The 19,297-nt window shown below is 43.4% G+C and carries 18 protein-coding genes; 5 read left to right on the top strand and 13 right to left on the bottom strand.

The genetic code is table 11. From position 1 onward, the window contains the following. Nucleotides 1–147: 147 nt before the first annotated feature. The 8 genes from ACYVRA_RS16355 to ACYVRA_RS16320 form a co-directional block, all read right to left on the bottom strand. Nucleotides 148–1,233: a 6-phosphofructokinase gene (locus tag ACYVRA_RS16355; RefSeq protein WP_461253802.1), complete on the bottom strand. Its 1,086-nt coding sequence runs from the start codon at nt 1,231–1,233 to the stop codon at nt 148–150. 36 nt (nt 1,234–1,269) lie between these two features. After that, a complete protein-coding gene (gene mazG, locus ACYVRA_RS16350) occupies nt 1,270–2,037 on the bottom strand; it encodes a nucleoside triphosphate pyrophosphohydrolase (protein ID WP_461253801.1) in 768 nt (255 codons plus the stop codon). Beyond that, the gene (gene pth / locus ACYVRA_RS16345) at nt 2,034–2,657 is read right to left on the bottom strand and encodes an aminoacyl-tRNA hydrolase (RefSeq protein ID WP_461253800.1); all 624 of its coding nucleotides are present in this window, start codon (nt 2,655–2,657) and stop codon (nt 2,034–2,036) included. Before pth ends, mazG begins: the two co-directional genes overlap by 4 nt. After that, nucleotides 2,654–4,486, bottom strand: a complete 1,833-nt coding sequence (gene mnmG, locus ACYVRA_RS16340; protein ID WP_461253799.1) for a tRNA uridine-5-carboxymethylaminomethyl(34) synthesis enzyme MnmG — start codon at nt 4,484–4,486, stop codon at nt 2,654–2,656. The genes pth and mnmG overlap by 4 nt, the downstream gene beginning before the upstream one ends. Before the next feature lie 217 nt (nt 4,487–4,703). Then, complete coding sequence (gene mnmE / locus ACYVRA_RS16335) at nt 4,704–6,173, bottom strand: tRNA uridine-5-carboxymethylaminomethyl(34) synthesis GTPase MnmE (protein ID WP_461253798.1); 1,470 nt, start codon at nt 6,171–6,173, stop codon at nt 4,704–4,706. Continuing rightward, entirely contained in the window at nt 6,139–6,798 is a 660-nt protein-coding gene (locus ACYVRA_RS16330; RefSeq protein WP_461253797.1) for a hypothetical protein, read from the bottom strand. Before ACYVRA_RS16330 ends, mnmE begins: the two co-directional genes overlap by 35 nt. Nucleotide 6,799: 1 nt before the next feature. Then, on the bottom strand, nt 6,800–7,483 hold the full coding sequence (locus ACYVRA_RS16325; RefSeq protein ID WP_461253796.1) for a hypothetical protein: 684 nt from the start codon (nt 7,481–7,483) through the stop codon (nt 6,800–6,802). An 8-nt stretch (nt 7,484–7,491) separates the two neighbouring features. After that, nucleotides 7,492–9,531, bottom strand: a complete 2,040-nt coding sequence (locus ACYVRA_RS16320) for a hypothetical protein (protein ID WP_461253795.1) — start codon at nt 9,529–9,531, stop codon at nt 7,492–7,494. 76 nt (nt 9,532–9,607) lie between these two features. On the opposite strand from ACYVRA_RS16320, the gene alr reads away from it, so the two are divergent. Together alr and ACYVRA_RS16310 are read left to right on the top strand one after the other, a co-directional pair. Next, complete coding sequence (gene alr, locus ACYVRA_RS16315) at nt 9,608–10,753, top strand: alanine racemase (protein WP_461253794.1); 1,146 nt, start codon at nt 9,608–9,610, stop codon at nt 10,751–10,753. 53 nt (nt 10,754–10,806) lie between these two features. Continuing rightward, nucleotides 10,807–11,412, top strand: a complete 606-nt coding sequence (locus ACYVRA_RS16310; protein WP_461253793.1) for an ATP-dependent Clp protease proteolytic subunit — start codon at nt 10,807–10,809, stop codon at nt 11,410–11,412. Here the strand turns inward: ACYVRA_RS16310 and ACYVRA_RS16305 are convergent. Beyond that, complete coding sequence (locus ACYVRA_RS16305; protein WP_461253792.1) at nt 11,409–13,163, bottom strand: AMP-dependent synthetase/ligase; 1,755 nt, start codon at nt 13,161–13,163, stop codon at nt 11,409–11,411. The two genes, ACYVRA_RS16310 and ACYVRA_RS16305, sit on opposite strands and share 4 nt — an antisense overlap. 95 nt (nt 13,164–13,258) lie before the next feature. Then, nucleotides 13,259–14,506 carry a tyrosine--tRNA ligase gene (gene tyrS, locus ACYVRA_RS16300; RefSeq protein WP_461253791.1) on the bottom strand — a complete coding sequence of 416 codons (1,248 nt, stop codon included), beginning with the start codon at nt 14,504–14,506 and terminating at the stop codon, nt 13,259–13,261. A 56-nt stretch (nt 14,507–14,562) separates the two neighbouring features. Here tyrS and ACYVRA_RS16295 point away from each other — a divergent pair, with 56 nt between their 5' ends. Together ACYVRA_RS16295 and ACYVRA_RS16290 are read left to right on the top strand one after the other, a co-directional pair. Continuing rightward, the gene (locus ACYVRA_RS16295; protein ID WP_461253790.1) at nt 14,563–14,802 is read left to right on the top strand and encodes a hypothetical protein; all 240 of its coding nucleotides are present in this window, start codon (nt 14,563–14,565) and stop codon (nt 14,800–14,802) included. 226 nt (nt 14,803–15,028) lie between these two features. Continuing rightward, a complete protein-coding gene (locus ACYVRA_RS16290) occupies nt 15,029–16,597 on the top strand; it encodes a RecQ family ATP-dependent DNA helicase (protein WP_461253789.1) in 1,569 nt (522 codons plus the stop codon). 293 nt (nt 16,598–16,890) lie between these two features. Here the strand turns inward: ACYVRA_RS16290 and ACYVRA_RS16285 are convergent, their stop codons facing one another. From ACYVRA_RS16285 to ACYVRA_RS16275, 3 genes are all read right to left on the bottom strand, one after another. Then, nucleotides 16,891–17,232 carry a type II toxin-antitoxin system PemK/MazF family toxin gene (locus tag ACYVRA_RS16285; protein ID WP_461253788.1) on the bottom strand — a complete coding sequence of 114 codons (342 nt, stop codon included), beginning with the start codon at nt 17,230–17,232 and terminating at the stop codon, nt 16,891–16,893. Next, on the bottom strand, nt 17,232–17,477 hold the full coding sequence (locus ACYVRA_RS16280; protein ID WP_461253787.1) for a hypothetical protein: 246 nt from the start codon (nt 17,475–17,477) through the stop codon (nt 17,232–17,234). Before ACYVRA_RS16280 ends, ACYVRA_RS16285 begins: the two co-directional genes overlap by 1 nt. Before the next feature lie 151 nt (nt 17,478–17,628). Beyond that, nucleotides 17,629–17,958, bottom strand: coding sequence for a helix-turn-helix domain-containing protein (locus tag ACYVRA_RS16275; RefSeq protein ID WP_461253786.1), 330 nt, complete (start codon nt 17,956–17,958; stop codon nt 17,629–17,631). Nucleotides 17,959–18,072: 114 nt separating this feature from the next. Here ACYVRA_RS16275 and ACYVRA_RS16270 point away from each other — a divergent pair, with 114 nt between their 5' ends. Next, nucleotides 18,073–19,260: an InlB B-repeat-containing protein gene (locus ACYVRA_RS16270; RefSeq protein ID WP_461253785.1), complete on the top strand. Its 1,188-nt coding sequence runs from the start codon at nt 18,073–18,075 to the stop codon at nt 19,258–19,260. Nucleotides 19,261–19,297: the final 37 nt, after the last annotated feature.

Raw genomic sequence — 19,297 nt, 5'->3', positions numbered from 1 at the left:
GCGCTAATTTTCCGTCTCATGAGGTATTTCGGGCGACAGGCGCAAATTGCCCGTCGTTTAAATTAAAAGAAGGATTAAAGTAACAGAGTTATTGGAGATATTTAAAAAGAAAAATTTCTACCACGAACCACACGAACAACTTTAATACTAAAAAACGCCTAAACAAGTGCCGACTGACTTGGCGGTATCAATCATATAATGATCTGTCGGTACGCTTTTTACTTTACCTTCAGGGATGCTTAAATCTACAGAGGTAATATCATTGCCGTTTAAGGCTACCATGCGTCCGTAACTGCCCTTCGCCAGAAGTTCCACGGCGGCGGTTCCAAGACTGGTCGCAAGCACGCGATCCGCGGCGCTGGGAATGCCGCCTCGCTGCACATAACCCAAAACAGTAGCGCGGGTTTCCATGCCCGTCTCTTCGCCGATTTCACGGGCGACGCGATAAGCCACAGAAGGACCGTTATCAAGTCGGTATTTTTTCCTGTCTTTTTTTTCCATTTGAGCTTCATTTATTGACAACGCGCCTTCAGCGACAACCACTATCGAAAATGTTTTTCCAGATTTAGCGCGTTCTTTTAAATGATTGCCAATGGCGCGCACGTCGTAAGGAATTTCCGGAAGCAGAATAACATCGCCGCCTCCAGCGACTCCGGAATATAACGCAAGCCATCCCGCCTTGTGTCCCATTAATTCAATTACAATAACACGGCTGTGACTTTGCGCCGTGGAATGAAGACGGTCTATCGCTTCCGTGCAGATAGACAAAGCCGAATCAAACCCGAATGTTTTGTCTGTGCCGACAATATCGTTGTCAATGGTTTTGGGAAGCCCGATTACATTGAGGCCTTCCCATGCAAGTTTATAACCCGTAGTGTTTGTACCGTTTCCGCCAAGCACGACAAGACAATCAAGTTTAAGTTTTGAATATGTTTCCTTAATCGCTGAAACTTTTTCAAGCGCGATTTCATCTTTATCATCAGTACTAAACGGTTTTTCCCTGCTTGAACCTAGGATCGTTCCGCCGCGCGTTAGAATACCGGTAAAATCTTCCGGTTTAAGCACCTTTGTATCCTCGTAAATAAGGCCGCGAAAACCTTTTGCGATACCGATAATTTCCATGTCATAAAGATCATGGGCCGCGCGGCATACTCCGCGAATCGCGGCGTTCAGTCCGGGACAATCGCCGCCCGCCGTTAAAATTCCAATTCTCTTTGTTACGCTGTGAGCCATAACTCATTGTATAATTAATTAAAATATTTTGCAAGTTTATTTTTTAGCTTCGTTCCAATATTTGTCCATAATACTCAGATTCTCTTTTTTCATCTCTTGCCCCGTTTCTTTCATTTTATTTTCTACATGCTTAAAACGGCTGATAAATTTGCTATTAGTGCGGTTAAGGGCGGCTGAAGGTTCAATTTTTAAGAAACGGCAAAGATTAATTACTGAAAAAAGCAAATCTCCTAATTCTTCTTCCAATTCTGCCGTATTGGCAGCGGCGCGTACTTCATCAAGTTCTTCCTTGATTTTCCCTATTACTCCTTCCATGTCAGGCCAATCAAAACCGGCTTTGGCGGCTTTTTTTTGCAATTTAAAAGAACGATCCATCGGCGGAAGCCCGCCGCTTACTTCGTCAAGTATTGAATCTTTCGGCTTTCGTCCCTCCTGATTCACTTTAATTGCCGCCCAGTTGTTTAAAACTTCGGCGCTGTCCTTTACTTTTACTTCGCCAAAAACATGCGGATGGCGGCGGATTAGTTTTTTACTCACATTTGATAACGCGTCCGCGACTGAAAATTTTCCTTCCTGTTCATGCATATAGCTAATCATCGTCGCAAGTAGAAATAAATCTCCAAGCTCTTCCCTAATATGAGAAGGCTCATTTTCATCAATGGCTTCAAGACACTCGTAAGTTTCTTCGATTAACGCTCCCCTAAGCGAAGAGGGAGTTTGCTCTATATCCCACGGACACCCGCCGGGACCGCGCAACTTTACAACAATATTGTATAACTCTTTATAAGCTTCATCTGCCGTCATTTTTGCTCCTCGCCTTCAGTTTTATTTATTGTTATCTTCTTTTTTGCCCACTCTTTTAACAAGGTTTCAGGCTCTCCTTCAAAAGTTTGCATTAATAGATTAGCACCCGCGTCAAGAGCGGGCATAAGAGTCTCTTGCTCGTCTTTTGTAAAATCCGATAAAACCCAATCGTATATGCCTTCCCCGCTTCCTTCGCGCCCGCCTTCGCCGGGAAGCCTGGAATCAGGACGGCCAATGCCTATCCGAATGCGCCAAAAATCCGCGCTGTTAAAACATTTTTTCATGGAACGAAGCCCGTTGTGTCCCCCAAGACCGCCTGAAAACTTTAAGGAAATGACACCTAACGGCAGTTCCAATTCATCATGAATTACAATAATTTCTTCTATGCCAATTTTGTAAAACGCCGCGACAGCCTGCACGGATTCGCCCGAAAGGTTCATAAATGTTTCCGGCATAATAAAGTGTTTATCCTCATGCGAAGTATACAAACCTTTGTATTTTTTTTGCCATGATAATGACTGATAAAACGGAAGCGATTGCGCGAGCATACGACCGGCATTGTGCCTGTTACCGGAATATTCCGCGCCGGGATTGCCAAGAAAAGCGGCTAATTTTATCATTTGGGAGTCCTTTTATTCGCCATAATAATCAACACCGCGATATCTCCCTGCCTTACGCCGGGTATACGCGCCGCCTGACCCACATTCAGCGGTTTTACAGCCGCCAGTTTTTCCTTTGCCTCGGTTGAAAGCCCCATGACAGAAGCATAATCTAAATTTGGATCAAGTTTAATAGCGTCCATTTTAGCCGCTTTTGCGGCAAAGCGAATTTCTTTTTCTATGTAACCGGCGTACTTTTTATCAAGCAGCGCCCTCTCCGTCAATTCAGCCGGGTAACGCGACAACTCCGCGTCATTTCCATCAAGCGAATAATCAGTCTGCTTTCGCTTGTCAAGCAGTTCATTGATTTCGTCTAACATTTTAATTTTTTCTAAAAAGCGTTCCCAACGAATGTCGTCTACAAGCCCCGCATCGCGTCCTTTTGGAGTGAGTCTTGTATCAGCCGTGTCGTGGCGGAGCATAAGGCGGTGTTCCGCGCGGCTTGTAAACATTCGGTACGGTTCTTTTGTTCCAAGCGTCGTAAGGTCGTCAACTAAAACTCCGATATACGCTTCCGCGCGGCTTAGCACAAGCGGCGGCCTTCCCAACATTTTCATAGCGGCGTTTATTCCCGCCATTAACCCCTGCGCCGCGGCTTCTTCGTAACCTGACGAGCCGTTAGTCTGCCCCGCCATAAAAAAACCTGATAGGCGTTTTGACTCAAGAGACGGATAAAGATCGAGAGGATCGATGTAATCGTACTCCACCGCGTAGGCGGGACGGACAATTTTCGCGTCCTCAAGACCGGAAATACTGTGAATAAAATCGCGTTGAACGTCTTCAGGCAGCGAACTTGACGCGCCGTTCATGTACATCTCGTTAGTTGAAAGTCCTTCCGGCTCAATAAAAATATGATGCCTTTCCCGCTGAGGAAACCGCACAACCTTATCCTCAATAGAAGGACAGTAACGCGCCCCTACTCCTGTTATTTTCCCTCCAAATAAAGGGGATCGGTGAATATTGGCTTTAATAATTTCATGCGTTTTTATGTTAGTGTAAGTAATCCAGCACGGCAAAGAAGGCCTATCTCTTAAAATGCCGTCCGCTCCCGTTTGAGCGCAAAAAGAAAACGGCCTCATTTCATCGCCGTCCTGTTTTTCCATTTTTGAAAAGTCGATAGAATTTTCCGCAATCCGCGCCGGCGTACCCGTCTTTAACCGTCCTACAGGAAAGCCCAGACGGCGTAGGGATTTGCCCAGTCCAACAGCCGCTTCTTCCCCAAGCCGTCCGCAGGGAGCGTCATATTCGCCGATAAATATTTTTCCTTCCATGAAAGTCCCCGCGGAAAGAATCACAGTACGCGCCGTTATATGATGTCCCCGCGTAGTAACAATACCGCAAACTTTAGCACAAACAACGGCGCAATTAGCGGCATCTCCTTGCGAGGCGGTATTTTTATCACTACCCTTCTCTATTATCAAATCGATAACAGTATCCATAAAAATCGTAAGGTTTTTTTGCTTTTCCAAAACAGAACGCGCCGCCATCTGATACATTTGTTTGTCGGCCTGCGCTCGCGGCGCCTGTACGGCGGGGCCTCGGGAGCGGTTAAGCACCCGGTATTGAATCATTGTCGCGTCCGTCAATTTTGCCATCTCGCCGCCAAGAGCGTCCATTTCGCGCACAAGGTTGCCTTTGGAAAGGCCGCCAATCGCGGGATTGCATGAAAGCGCCCCAATCCTGTCGGGGTTCTGCGTAACGAGGAGAGTGGAAAATCCAAGACGGCTAGTAGCAAGGGACGCTTCAATCCCGGCATGACCGCCGCCAATTACAATGGTATCAAAGTCCATGAGTATTAATCGTAGTATAAATTATATACGCGCTTATAGGAAGTCTTAAATTTATTCGAAAGGATTCTCACAAAGAACACAAAGAGGGGACTAATTAGCAGTGAGTAATGAGAAATGAGCAGTGTTATTGTTCGTTATCTATGCGTGAGCTTCACTATAAGATAACGGACAAAAACCCTACTCCCTACTCCCCTCTTTGTGTGAAGTTTTCTTGCGATTACTTCCCTACGCAGAAGTTATTGAACATTTTTTCCAAAAGATCAGCAGTTGAAACTTCTCCTGTGATTTCACCGAGAGAGCTAACAGCGTCTTTTAACAGGGGGGCTATTATGTCTAATGGTTCATCGTTATCTGACAGAGTTAGGGCTTCTTCAAGAGAGGAGCAGGCGGCATCTACAAGATTTTTTTGGCGTACAGTACCAAGCGCGGCGGATGATATGTCGCTGTGTAACTGCAAATCTTTTATCCCTGCCGCGGATGTAATTGCCGCATAGAGTTCTACCATGCCTTCGCCGGTCTTCGCGCTGACACAAATCGGGATTTGTCCGCTAACCTGCAACGATTTCTGCAGTGGGGCAATATCGCATTTATTCCAGACTAAAATGCGCCTGCTAATATTCGCTAAAAAATCCCTGTCTTCGTCTGTCAGACTGCGCGCGCCGTCAATTAAATAAAGAACAATATCGCTTTCTTTTAAAAGTTTGCGGCTGCGCTCTACGCCTATTTTTTCAACTGAGTCTCCTGTTTCGCGCAATCCCGCAGTGTCAATTAGGCGAATTGGTATCCCTTCAACACTGACCCACGCTTCAATCCAATCGCGCGTCGTGCCGGGAATTTCCGTAACAATGGAGCGATCCTCTTTTAACAGAGCGTTAAAGAGACTGGACTTGCCTGAATTGGGACAGCCGGCAATTACAATCGTAATACCATCCTGATACACTCTTTCTATCTGCCATGATGCGGACAGTTTTTTTAACCGACCTAACGCTTCCAGCGCAGTATCTTTTTTTGGAAGTCTGCCTTCAGCTTCTTCCGCGTCGGCGCTTATTTCATCTTCGGAATAGTCAAGATAAATTTCCGCGGCGGCAAGAATCTCTACAAGTAATTTTTTTATGCTGTCAATTTCATCATGTAAAGAGCCGGACAGTCGAGATACCGCGTGGCGGCGGCTTGTTTCTGTTTTCGCGGAAACAAGTTCCATAACGGATTCGGCTTTTGTAAGATCGAGTTTGCCGTTCATAAACGCGCGGAAGGTAAACTCGCCCGGTAACGCGTCACGGAAACCCGCGCTTTTTAACACCGCCATTACGGCTTTTCCCGCTGTAATGCCGCCGTGACAACAGATGTCAAGACTGTCCTCGCCCGTATAACTTTTGGGGGCGCGAAAAACAGAGATAAGCACGTCGTCTATTTTGTCAGCTGCCGGTTCTTTTGTCGTTGAGACAATCCAGCCGTGAATAACCGTGTTTCCGGGAGCCGACGTAAGCGGCGATGTATTCTCTTGAAGCGAATTTTTTGTTCTTGCCGCCGCGAATACTGACGACGTTAATTCTATTGAACCTTTTCCCGATAAGCGAATTAATGTTAACGCGCTGTTACCGGGGGTAGTCGCAAAAGCGGCAATAGGGGATTCATCGCCATAGGACGCGTTATCACTGCCGCTTGTCATTTTGTTCCGTTGAGTCATTCGCGTTTACGCCGGCAAGGCGTATTTTAATAAAGAGCCAGGGAGCGGCTACAGTAACCCACATGCTCATAACCACATAACACAAAAATCCGTAAATTAGAATATACTGGCTATTGGAAATTTGACGCATCATTTCATTAACCCTGAATAAAATTAGCGCAAGAACGGCTATTCCTAAAATAAAGCGCGCCAGCAAAATAAGCCACTTTACCGCTCCTTTCCTGTTAAAAACATCAGAGCTTTTAAAACCAATATATCGCTTATTTAAACAGTAACCTATGCTTAATCCAAGCATAATTCCGCCCGGAAAAACATTTTCAAAACTTGGCCGATAGAGAATCATAAGAAACGAAACTGCCGCGGCGGTTATTATGTACGCCCTTAAACCGCCCTTTGATAAAAGCACGTCAATTTTCTTTCTAAGAAATAAATAAATACAAGAAATAACCGCGATAATTATCCATGTAAAATTAATATCTAACGGTATTTTCTCTTTAAAATGCCAGTATAAAAGCAAAGACCAAATACAAAGAAGAGCCGTTATAGTAATCTGTAAACCCGCTTTTTCATTAACGCACCAGTAAATAAAAAAAGGCGCTAATAAAAATAAATAAATTAATTCCATTTTAAAACCCCTCAAAAAAAGTATTTCGCAGACGGTTAACCGAATTGCTCTGAACGGCGGTCATTATTACATTAGCGGCGGTATTTGAGATCATATTTCTTATAATAGTCTGCATTAAAATTTTATCAATAGTAATAAGCACGAAAAATTCATAGTTTTCAGAAGGGGCTTCGGCGTTTTCCGATCTGGTTTTTATCCAATAAATATCTTCTTTTACGGCATCCGGATATACGGCGTTATACGCGTTATGTATCATTGCTTCGTAAAACCTGCCGTATTCATCATCAGGATACAAAGACGCCGTAAGGTACATTCTCTTTTCTATCCTTGCGGCGGCAAGCATGGGAAAATCCTGCGTCACAGTATAAAAATCAGCCCATTTATTTAACGCGGTAATATTTTCTCCTTCATTAACTCCAATAAAAACATATTTATTGCTATAAGCTTCCAGTTTTTCAACAGCTTCTATCCCTCCGTTTAAAAAAGAGCGAAGCCATGCCGGAATTAATCTTGTCGAGCCGTTTTTGGTTTCAATTATATTGCCAACATCAATGGAAATACTATCTTCATCTTTAGGTATGCCGGAATCGGGAACAGGAAAATAATTAGTCGTTTTCCGGCCGGCGCATGAAAATAAAATCAACATTATTGATAAACACGCAGCCGCAAGATATTTTTTTTTCATATAAAAAATTAGTTCTCAAGGAGGGGGACCGGCTGATCTTCATTTACTACAGGTTTTTCAGTTACAGTAAGTATGTCTTTTGGCGGCATATAGTACAAGGCAAATTCATCCCAAAGCGCAGTATACTCATAAGGAACGCTTATTTTTACCTGCTTAACGGGAGATTCTGGACTTTCAACTTCTTTAGGTTTTTCTACTTCTTTAGGTTTTTCTACTTCCTCAGTTTTCTCTACTTCTTCTGATTTCTCAACTTCTTCTGATTCTTTAATTTCTTCAGATTTTATAACTTCTTCAGACTCTTTAACTTCTTCAACTGAAATCTGTATTTTATTAAATGAAGCGTCTTCCATGAATCCAAGCGTAATATTAAATTCATTTTTAATTTCCGCCTCAAGCGCGATTGGCTTTATTGACAATTCAACGGGCGTCGGGTTTCCGATAATATTGATTTGCGCCGTCAGCAAACCGCTTTGAATTGAAAATTTAACGCCTGCGGTTAAAAAAGAACTATCCTGCTCTACAACACGAACGCTTTCCGATGATTCATCTGCCGATGTTGATAAACTTACAGTTTGTGAAACTACTTTTAATGGAGAAGTCAATTTTAAAACAAGGGATTTATCTTCCATGAACAAAGTCATTATCACGCTGCCTGAAGAACCGAATTGTACCGAGAAAATATTGCCGTTATTTAAAGGCTTAAACCGGAATAAGGCTTGCCATATTTCCACCCCTTTATTTACAACCGGAATTTTCGGCAGGGTAAGAATATTATTATATCCCGTAGCAAGCCCGTAAGTTCCGTCCACACCCATCCATTTTGGCTTAGTTCCGGAAGCGGGTTTTAACGCCCTATCATTGGCAGGCTGTTTTGAATCATTTAAATTACCTTCCATCTTATACCAGTGCGTCATCTGCGTAACATTTGGGGAAGCAAGATGCACGTCTGTTATCTTAGATGAAACAAGCAGGGAGACTTCTTTTTTATATCCCGTTAACCCGTTAAAATCCTCTGTAGGAAAAATTTCCGCGCGTAAAGAAAAGAAACCGCTCTGTTCCGGCGCTTTCCAAAAAATAAAGCCCATCCCTTCAGAAAAGGTTCCTTCTTTGATTTTATTCTTCCCTTCGTACCATACGATATAAGGATCCAGCCGTTTGTCAAAGTTCAAATTTACTTCCAGCATTACAACCATTCCCTTTGGTATAAGCTGAGAAGTGCCGCCTACTCCCGGCAAATATACGTTAATGCCTTTATAAGAAAAAGTATTTTTTCCCAGATAAAAAATGTTCTTTTCCGCCCTTTGCAGCACAACTTTACCGCTCATAACCTGAGAAACCATCGTATACATGCCCATAGGTAAATTTTCAGGCATGGGGAAAGCGGGCAATTCACCATCCAAGCTCTGTACGGGAACAATCAATTCATCGCCGTCTTGATAAAAATCAGGCGTTTTAACGTTCACGACTAATGTTGTTTCTTCAAAGTCATCATCATCTGAAATTATATATTCGTCTTTATCCGCGTTTTTAAATTTATCTTCATCTTTATCTTTATCAATATCTTTATCTGTATCTTTATTATCACCTTTATTTTCATTCTTATCTTTATTTACATCTTTACTATCAACTTTATTTTTATCATCATCTTTATTTTTATCTGTATTTACATCTTTAGTATCACTTTTATTTTCATTTTTATCCTTATTTTCATCCGTTTGCGTCTTACCTTCTTTATCTTTAGCTTCCTGATCCAGAACATAAACAACTTTCCACCCGACAATCTCTCCTTGGGAATTCTTTAAAAAAACCGTAAGGGCGGTTACATCGGGATCGTTTGCGACCGGCTCTTCAAAACGGGGGGTTATTTTATCAATTGATCTGGCATAGGAACATTCATCCACAGAAACGCCGTTTATATGCACATTTATCTTATAAGAGCCTGAAGAAGGCCGAATGTTATCTATGGCTTCGCAACTGCCAAAGAAAAAGCCGACAATTACAAGCAGAACGAGTAAAATTAGTGTTTTTGCGCCGTTTTGGACACACATTTCCAGTATTAATATACCATAAAATACACAAGAAATCAACTATATTAAACTATTAGTTTTATGATAATATATTGATATGCGGACTAGGGCAATTATTCATCTTGACCGTTTTAAGGAAAATATTAATTCTGTAAAGAAGAGAATCGGGAAGAATAGGCTTATTTGCGTCCCTGTAAAGGCTGACGCTTACGGTCACGGGGCGGTTAAAATCGCCAAAACCAGCCTGGAAGCGGGAGCTTCCTGCTTTGGAGTAGCTTCAGTATCGGAAGGATTGGCGCTCAAAAAAGGGGGGATAAAAGCCCCAATTTTGCTGTTTTCCCAGCCAAATCCCGATGAAATCCGAAAAATTGTCAGTGCGGGGCTTATTCCCTTTGTTTCAGACGCGGAGTTTGCCTGCGCTTTGAATGAATGCGCGAAAAAAGTAAAAAAAAAACTGTCTGTTCATCTAAAAATCGATACGGGCATGGGGAGGATAGGCTGTTCCGCGAAAGAAGCTCCCGATCTTGCCCGCCAAATTGCCAAATACCGGTGGCTTAGATTAACGGGAACAGCCACGCATTTGGCGGTTTCCGACTCAACAAACAGGCAAGACATCGTCTACACCAAAAAACAGATAGCCTGTTTTAAAAAAGCCGTTAAGGCTATCCGGGCGGCGGGGATTGATCCGGGCGTTGTCCATGCGGCAAATTCAGGCGCGGTAATTTTGCATCCGGACGCGTGGTTCGACATGGTAAGGCCGGGCATTCTTCTTTACGGATACAAGTCCGTGGTGGAATATGAAGCGCCGCTGGATCAATTAAAAAAATTAACCAGATTCAAATCATTAACAGTCGAGCCTGTAATGGAATTAAGAAGCGCGGTCGTATTAATTAAAAAGATAAAAAAAGGCGAATCTGTTTCTTACGGCAGAACATGGACGGCGGAAACCGACACATTAATTGCCGTTCTTTCCGTTGGTTACGCCGACGGCCTTCCGCGCCTTGCAAGCAACAAATGGCAGGTTTTTATCGGCAACGAACTTTATCCGCTGGTCGGGCGTATCAGCATGGATCAATGCTGCGTGAATCTTGGAAAGAAGACGAAAATCAACCGCTGGGACGAAGCAATCGTTTTTGGCAGTCCCGGCAATGACGCTGCGGTACTGGCGAAAATAACGGGTACAATTCCCTATGAAATTACCTGTAATGTTAATAAACGGGTACCCAGAGTATACATGTATTAGCGTATTATTGCCATTAACTTATAAAATTAGTATTATTGTATTGGAGGCGATTAATGAGTCAATATATTGATGAAGATGACGATGATGATGATATTCAAGAAAAAGAAAAACAGCCGGTATTGGATCCTCTCGCGGGACGGATGTTAAAAACACGGACTATTTTGCTTTCCGGAGAAATAAATAAAGAACTGGCGGAAAAAGCCATTCGCCAGCTTTTGCTTTTGGAAGATATGAACGATGACCCGATACGGGTTTTTATAGACTCCCCCGGCGGAGACGCGGACGCGGGCTACGCTATTTTTGACATGATTCGTTTTGTAAAACCAAAGGTCTGGACAATCGGCATGGGGCTTGTCGCAAGCGCCGCGGCTATTATTCAGCTTGCCGCTCCAAGAGACAGGCGCGTAGGGCTGCCAAACAGCCACTACCTTATCCACCAGCCGCTTTCCGGAATACGGGGCGTCGCGACTGACATTGAAATACACGCGAAAGAGCTTGAAAAACTGAGGGCGAAAATAAACCATTTAATCGCGGAAGAAACAGGCAACTCCGCGAATCAGGTTGAAAAAGACACAGACCGCGATTACTGGATGACCGCGACAGAAGCCGTAAACTACGGTTTAATCAGCAGAGTAATAACAAACAGGACTGAACTTTAATCAGACGGATTCTCGTAACTCTTATAAAGGAAGCGCCTGATTTTTTGCTGGGCGTTCTTTTCAAACGGCTCTTTACGAATGCAAAAATCGCTGATCTTTTTAAAAACTGGAAGAGCGCGGTTTACATCATCAATTTCTTTTTTAATCAAATTGAAAATAAAGCCGTCGTCATTTTCCTTGCCGGGATAATCTTCCTTAATAAATTCATAATTGGGAACCATTACGCCATAAATGATTTCACCGCCGGGTGTTTTTCTGCCTACAATCAGCACTTCAGCAATTGTACGCGAAGCCGAAAAATGCGCTTCTACTTCTTCGGGATAAATATTCTTGCCGCCTGAACCGACAATCAGGTTTTTCTTCCGTCCCCTGATATAGATAAATCCGTCTTCATCAATGCAGCCCAAGTCGCCTGTTAAAAGCCAGCCGTCTTTTGTTATAACTTCTTTTGTAGCTTCATCATTTTCAAAATAACCCAGCATTACAGAAGGCGATTTACACGTGATTTCGCCAATACCGTCCGGTCCCGGATCGAGAATCTTTACTTCCGTGTAACTGACGGGAAGCCCTACTGATTCATTGCGTTTATGATGGGGAGTGCTGACGGAAATAAGAGGGGAGTTCTCGCTCATGCCATAACCGTGAACAATGTTAAAACCGAAGGAATCAAAGAAATCCGCCGTCTTTGGGCTTAACGCCCCGCCGCCCGCGACCATTATAAAAATTGATTGAAGATTCGCTTTTTTACGGAAAAATCTAAAAACTTTCCGTCCCCATTCAGGATTGCCTTTTTTTGCCTTTGCCAGAGCGATTTTTCGCAAAACATTCAAAGGGCCGCGGATTATCGGAGAAAGTTTCTGATAACCGGAATCTATCGCCGCCATCACTTTATCATAAAGCAACGGAACAGCGATAAGGTACGAAACTTTTCCGTCTCTTATATCATCCACAACAACCTTACCGACAATTTTTTCGGCGATTACAGTCGGAATGCCTACCGCAAACGGCGCGATAAAGGAACACGTAGTAGGATATGTATGATGCAGAGGCAGAACGTCCATAAATACATCTTTGCTGGTGGGCTCTAACATACGGATTGCCGCGCTTGCGTTAGAGATAATATTATTGTGGGAAAGGGTAATGCCCTTGGCAAAACCCGTAGTTCCTGAAGTAAACACAATAGAACACGGATCGTTAGGCGATATACTGTCCGCAGTAGGTATGGATTTTACGTCGGCATTAACGCCAAATGTATCATATTCGGTTTTATGCCCCGAGGGAGCGTCTTCCGTTTCCGGGCTGATACAAACAGACGCTTTAAGTGAAACGCCGTTGGAAGACAATGAAGAAGCAAACGTCTTTTTTCGGCCTGAACAAAAGAAAACTTTGGCTCTGGTTATTTTAATAATATTAAGACATTCCTGTTCCGTACAAAGAAAATCAACCGGCACAATACAAAGCCCTGCAATAACGGTTCCCATCCAGACAGCCATCCATTCCGGGCGATTTTCAGACCAAAGTACTACACGGTCGCCTTTAGAAAGGCCGGCAGCAAGCAAACCGGCGGCTATTCTTCGGCATTCATCGTTAAACTTGGAAAATGTCCAGCGGGTAAATTCCTTCTGCTTGCCTGCGCGGTACAGGATAAAATCTAAATTGGCAAACTGCCGTGAATGATTATCAAGCATCTGGGCAAAATTTTTATACGGAATATCGGGAAGGTTAGATACATAATCTTCGAATTTTAACATAAATACCTCTCTATAAAAGCTTATATCATTATAGTAAAAATTGAGTATTTTGTCAAAATAATTCGCAACTTTTTACAGGAAAATGTGTCGTACTTTTACTTCGTTTTCACCAATAAATAACGTTTTTTTCCGGCTCTTATTACTAATTCGCCTTCCTTATTCAGCCTGTCATTTCCAATAACGGCAGCCGGATCATTTATTGCCAATAATTCGCCGTCGCTGCCGGAAACAAAAGCCCCTCCCTGTTGAACAAGTCGGCGGCCTTCGCTCTTGGTTGAAACAAGCCCGGTATCAGAAAAAAGGTCCACAATATTGTAACCCGCTTCCAGTTTTGAGCGGGCAATTTCCGAATGCGGCATTGCGGTTTTATCGCCTCCCGCCTGACTGCCAAAAGCCGCCTTTGCGCCTGACAAGGCCTTGTCGGCTTCTTCTTTACCGTGAATGAGCGCCGTAACTTCCCATGCCAGCCGTTCCTTCGCGTCATTTGGATTTTTTCCCGATTCGCACAGATTATGGCACTCATCAACAGACAGAAATGTGAACATAAGCAGGAAGCGAAGAATATCCTGATCCTGCACATTGCGCCAGTACTGGAAAAAGTCGTAAGGGGAAGTAATGGCGGAGTTAAGAAAGATCGCGCCTTTTTCTGTCTTGCCCATTTTTTTTCCGTCCGCCGTTGTAACAAGGGGAAACGTCAGTCCGAAAACTTCAGCGCCTTCAACGCGGCGGATAAGCTCTACGCCGGCGACAATGTTCCCCCATTGATCGTCCCCGCCAATTTGCAAACGGCAGCCGTAACGTCGGTACAATTCCAGAAAGTCATAACTCTGCAAAAGCTGATAATTAAATTCGATAAAAGAAAGCCCCGTCTCCATTCGCGTTTTGTAAGCCTCAAAACTGAGCATCCTGTTTACGGAAAAATGTCTGCCGATGTCGCGTAAAAAGTCGATATAGTTAAGGTTAGCAAGCCAGTCTTTATTATTAACCGGAAAAGCGGTTTTGCCGTCAAAACTGACAAAACGATCAAGCTGGGCGCGGATTGATTCGGTATTTTTATCCAACTGCTCATAATCAAGCATTTTCCTCATCTCGCTCTTTCCCGAAGGGTCTCCAATCCTTGCCGTCCCTCCTCCAAGAAGGGCGATCCCCTTATGCCCAGCCGCCCTAAGATGACGGAACGCGAAATAGGGAACCATGTGGCCTATATGCAGACTTCCCCCGGTAGGGTCAGTACCTTCGTAAAAAGTGACGGGACTTTCGTCCATTAATTTTGACAGGCCTTCAGTGTCCGTACATTGCTGTAAAAAGCCCCTGATTTTTAAGGTTTCCAACGCTGAGTTCATAGTATTTATTGTACAGATTTTAAAGGTGACTGTCACCTATTCCGATAATAATAAAAATGACCATTGTTGAACTGGTAAAAAAATTAATCACGTCGTGGCAGGTAATTGTCGTAACCATCGTAATTGTAATTTACTTTTTTATAGTCTCCTATACGGCAAAACCTTATCACCGCCCAAGACCAGCCAAAAAACCAAAACCCCCTAAAAAGAAAAAAGCCGATGCCGCCCCCGTCCTAGATTCATCCGGAAGCGCCGATTCAGGCTCCAACGACGAACTAGGCATAGAAGAAGCATAACCTTTAAAAATGAGCAGTGAGCAGTGAGCAATTAGTAGTGGAGTTGTTGTTAGCTAGCGTGGCGTGGTACTTTACGCGTCGATAGCAAACAAGAACACTGCTCACTAATCATTGTTCACTGCTCACTATTCCCCTTTTCGTTCTTTGTGAGAAAATTTTTCGAAAAATTCCTGTTTTTCAGTCAAGCAAATTGAGTACTTCACGCCATATATAGGCGGAGGTTTTTATGATTGAAAACAACAACAAGGAAACTAATGTTTCACAAAATGAAGATCCTTTAACCGGCGCGGTTAAAAATCTGTTTGGGCTTTCGTATCTGTTCCCGTACCAAAGGCTTGTAATGACAAATATTCTGGAAGCCGCTCAAGCGTCGGGGATTCCCGTAAAATGGCCGGGAGAAAGCGAGAATAGCGTCATGGTCGAAGAAGAACCGCAAAACTCAATTTCTCTTACCGACCGAGAAATTTCGGGAAAGCAGATAGTTATTCTGCCGACAGGGGCGGGAAAATCCCTCTGTTTCCAACTGCCAGCAATGTTGATAGAAGGGCTAACTTTAGTCATTTATCCCATTTTATCGCTAATGGCGGATCAACAGAGACGGTTAGGCGAGCGCGGTTTTTCCCCGGTAACAATCAGGGGTGGGCAAAGCAAGGAAGAGCGCGATGAGATTTGGCAAAAACTGGAAAGTGGGCAGAGCAAGTTTATAATCGCGAATCCTGAAGTGCTTCTTACGGCGCAGGTAAAAGAAAGACTGGAAAAAATAAGAGTTGTCCACGTTGTAATTGACGAGGCGCACTGCGTAAGCGAATGGGGAGAAAGTTTCCGTCCCAGCTACTTGGAAATCGGCTCTATATTAAATTCTCTTAATCCGCCGCTTGTCACCGCTTTTACCGCCACCGCAAGCGCCCCCGTACTTGAAAAAATTAGAAAATACATTTTTGGCGACTGCGATGTTAATCAAATTATTGGCAACCCCGACAGGCCTAATATTTATTACACCGCAAAAGGCTGCATTAACCGCAATCTGGCGGTTCGGGATTTATTAATTAAAAACTCGCGCCCCGCGATTGTTTTCTGCTCCTCGCGCCCCGGAACTGAAAAACTTGCCCACTACCTTCGCAGTGAATTAAAAGAAATGGGATATGACTGGCACAATGAAATTCGTTTTTACCACGCCGGGCTAAGCAGGGAAGAAAAAACTAAAACTGAAAAATGGCTGTTAAAAAATACGGAAGCGGTATTATGCAGCACATGCGCTTTCGGGATGGGCGTTGACAAGGCCGACGTGCGCACTGTAATACACAGGGACTGCGCCCCCTCTGTTGAAGCGTATTTGCAGGAATCGGGCAGGGCCGGACGCGACGGAGAACAATCAAAAGCGATTCTTTTGTGGGGGCCGGAAGACGATATGTCCATGAAGAGGGCAAAAACTCAAGCGGATCAAAAAAGACTCTCGGCTCTTTTTAGTTACGCGAGAGATACCGAGCATTGCCGCAGGCATTCACTCCTTGCCATGTTAAATTACGATTCAGGCGGAGAAGCGCCTGAAAAATTTTGCTGCGACATTTGTGAAAAAGAAGCCGCCGGCGGCTTGAGGGAAGAATTGTCCATATTGAATTTTTTTCGGAAAAACAAAAAACACTATACGCAATACGAAGCTGCCGCCGTTTTAGCGCAGAGTGAAACAATTCGCTGGTCGCAAGAAGAAGCCAATCAAGTTATCGGGTACTTGTTAAGAGCCAATAAATTAAGGAGACTTAAATTTCCATGGAAGAATAAAATTACGATAAAATAAAAACTTTCCAATATGAACAATGACATGGACTAGGAGATAGTGAATACATTACAAACAACGATACTAATAACTATCCATCTACACGATGTATGCCCAAGGAATTTATTAAGTACAGGCGGGCATACATCTTCTAGCGGTAATAGAAAAAATAGTGTAAATCACCTAAAAAAACGGTATCACACAATTTTGTGTACATTATTACTTCTTTCCTTCTATTTTTTTCTTTTCGGGCTTGCGGCGAATCTTCTGTACGAAGGCAAGCCGCTGGCGCAATATGCGTCGGCATAAACCTCTTATAAAATCTCAAATATTGTTTTTATACACTCATCAATTTTTTCAAGAATCGGTTTTGGAACCATAGAAACCAGTGAAATAAAATATGACTTATCAATCGTAAGTATTTGTGAAAAATTCACCACCGACGTTGAAGGCAGTTTTGAAACCGCTTTTTCCAAAAGCAAATTTGCAGGAGAACCAGAGTAATGCTGATTTGTGGTAATAACAACGCATATTACCGTATTGATATTGCTCCGGTTAAAAGCATTCCCTTGAATAACCAACACAGGACGCCTTTTTGCAGGTTCAGAGCCTCGCGGATACGGCAAGTCCGCCCACCAAATTTCACCTTTTACCATTACCAATCTTCCTCGCCGACAAGGTTATATTGTAAAAGCTGAATATCCTCATCAATAACGGCTGGATTGTCACGGTAAATTGCATTGAGCCGAGCGGTAATCTCGTCCGCCGTCAACACTTCTTCCCGTCTGTTTTCACGAACTGTTACCAGCACAGGGGTGGTAAATGTTTCACGATATACTTCAGGCAGCCGTATCACGCCATTTTCGATAACCGACTGAAAACTTATAACATTTCCTTGCATTGCTTGTACCTCTTATTCTAACTATACCACTTTTCACGGCTTTTTGAAACCTCTCTCCTTTCCTTCCCCTCTCCTCTACACGATGTATGCCCAAGGAATTTATTAAGTACAGGCGGGCATACATCTTCTAGCGGTGTTGTAATAGTGACAGTCACTTTTTTCGTAAATATTTTCTTACTACGTTATCAGCGGCCATTTTTTGGGCTGTAAAAATTTCCTTAATGACCATGTTGGTAAAATCATTCTCTTTAGAAGACGAGGTTTCACCTTCCCAAAAAAGATCAAGGATTTTCACATTCAACGCGTCGGCAATTCTTGCTAAGGTATCGGGGAAAGGCCATTTATTGCCTCTCTCTATCTCGCTCAGGAAAGGTATTGATATTTCAGAATTAGAAGCAAGGTCGGCTTGCGACCAGAGCCTGTTTTCACGGTAAAATTTGATGTTTTTGGCTAAGATTCCCCTGATCTCTATACCTTTCATGCTGTTTCCTTATAGACATATTAAATTTATCTGATAGATTGACAGTAACGCAAATATCGTATAGAATGTTTTTACTATATCTTATAGAAAACTAGGATAAAAGAAGAAATCAGCATGAAAACAAAAAAACTGACATTGACACCGCTCATTGTTACCACATTTAACAATTCCAACAATCAATATTCACATAACAACCGAATTCGGGAATTCGCCGCAGAACCATTGCGTTCAAAACGGCTTTATATATTCCACTGCCAGTACAGGCAGGAATCACAAACAAGGAAGGTACTTAAAATGAAGAATTTTTTCAAACTATTTGGGGTTATCGCACTCGTGGCGGTAATTGGATTTTCAATGGCGGCTTGCGATGTCGGAAGCGACAGCACCACTACCACAACAACCTACGCAGTAACCGTCAACGGCGGAAGCGGAAGCGGCAGTTATGCGCCGGGGGCAACCGTAAGCATTAGCGCAACAGCGTCATCAGGACAGACGTTCACAAGCTGGACGGTCATTTCAGGCGGCGCAACATTGGCAAACGCAAACAGCGCAAACACCACATTTACCATGCCGGCAAATGCGGTAACCGTTACGGCAAACTTTACAGGCGGCGGCAGTCCCAACTTATCGCTTGACGGCGTTTGGAAGGCTGGAAATGATACTGTCTATCAAGTTGTTACCATTAGCGGCAACATTGGCACTTTTACCAGTTATAATGGTACTGATACCTTATGGTTAGATGCTATAAACAAAGGCTACGTTCAAATTAGCAGTAGTCAATACTGGCGGAATATAACAAGCACTGGCAATTTAACATGGTCAGGACAAGAATTGAGAGTTCAACATTATACTTCTAGCCCTAATGTCGCTATAGGTACATCGTGGGGCAATTGCACATTAACCATGAGCGCAGACGGTCAAACGTTAACAGTAGCCGGTGGTAATACTTATAAAAGAGTCAACACGTCCCTTGACGGCGTTTGGAAGGCTGGAAATGATACTGTCTATCAAATTGTTACCATTAGCGGCAACATTGGCACTTTTACCAGTTATAATGGTACTGATGCCGTATGGTTAGACGCTATAAGCAAAGGCTACGTTCAAATTGGCAGTAGTCAATACTGGCGGAATATAACAAGCACTGGTTATTTAACATGGTCAGGACAAGAATTGAGAGTTCAATTTAATACTTCTAGCCCTAATGTCGCTATAGGTACATCTTGGGGCAATTGCACATTAACCATGAGCGTAGACGGTCAAACGTTAACAGTCGCCGATGGTAATACTTATAAAAGACAGTAGCCTTCGAGTACCTAACAAAAAATTGAGAGTGGAGAGC

This window comes from Treponema sp. R8-4-B8, from assembly GCF_054786175.1.
This window is presented reverse-complemented; position numbering and strand designations above follow the sequence as displayed.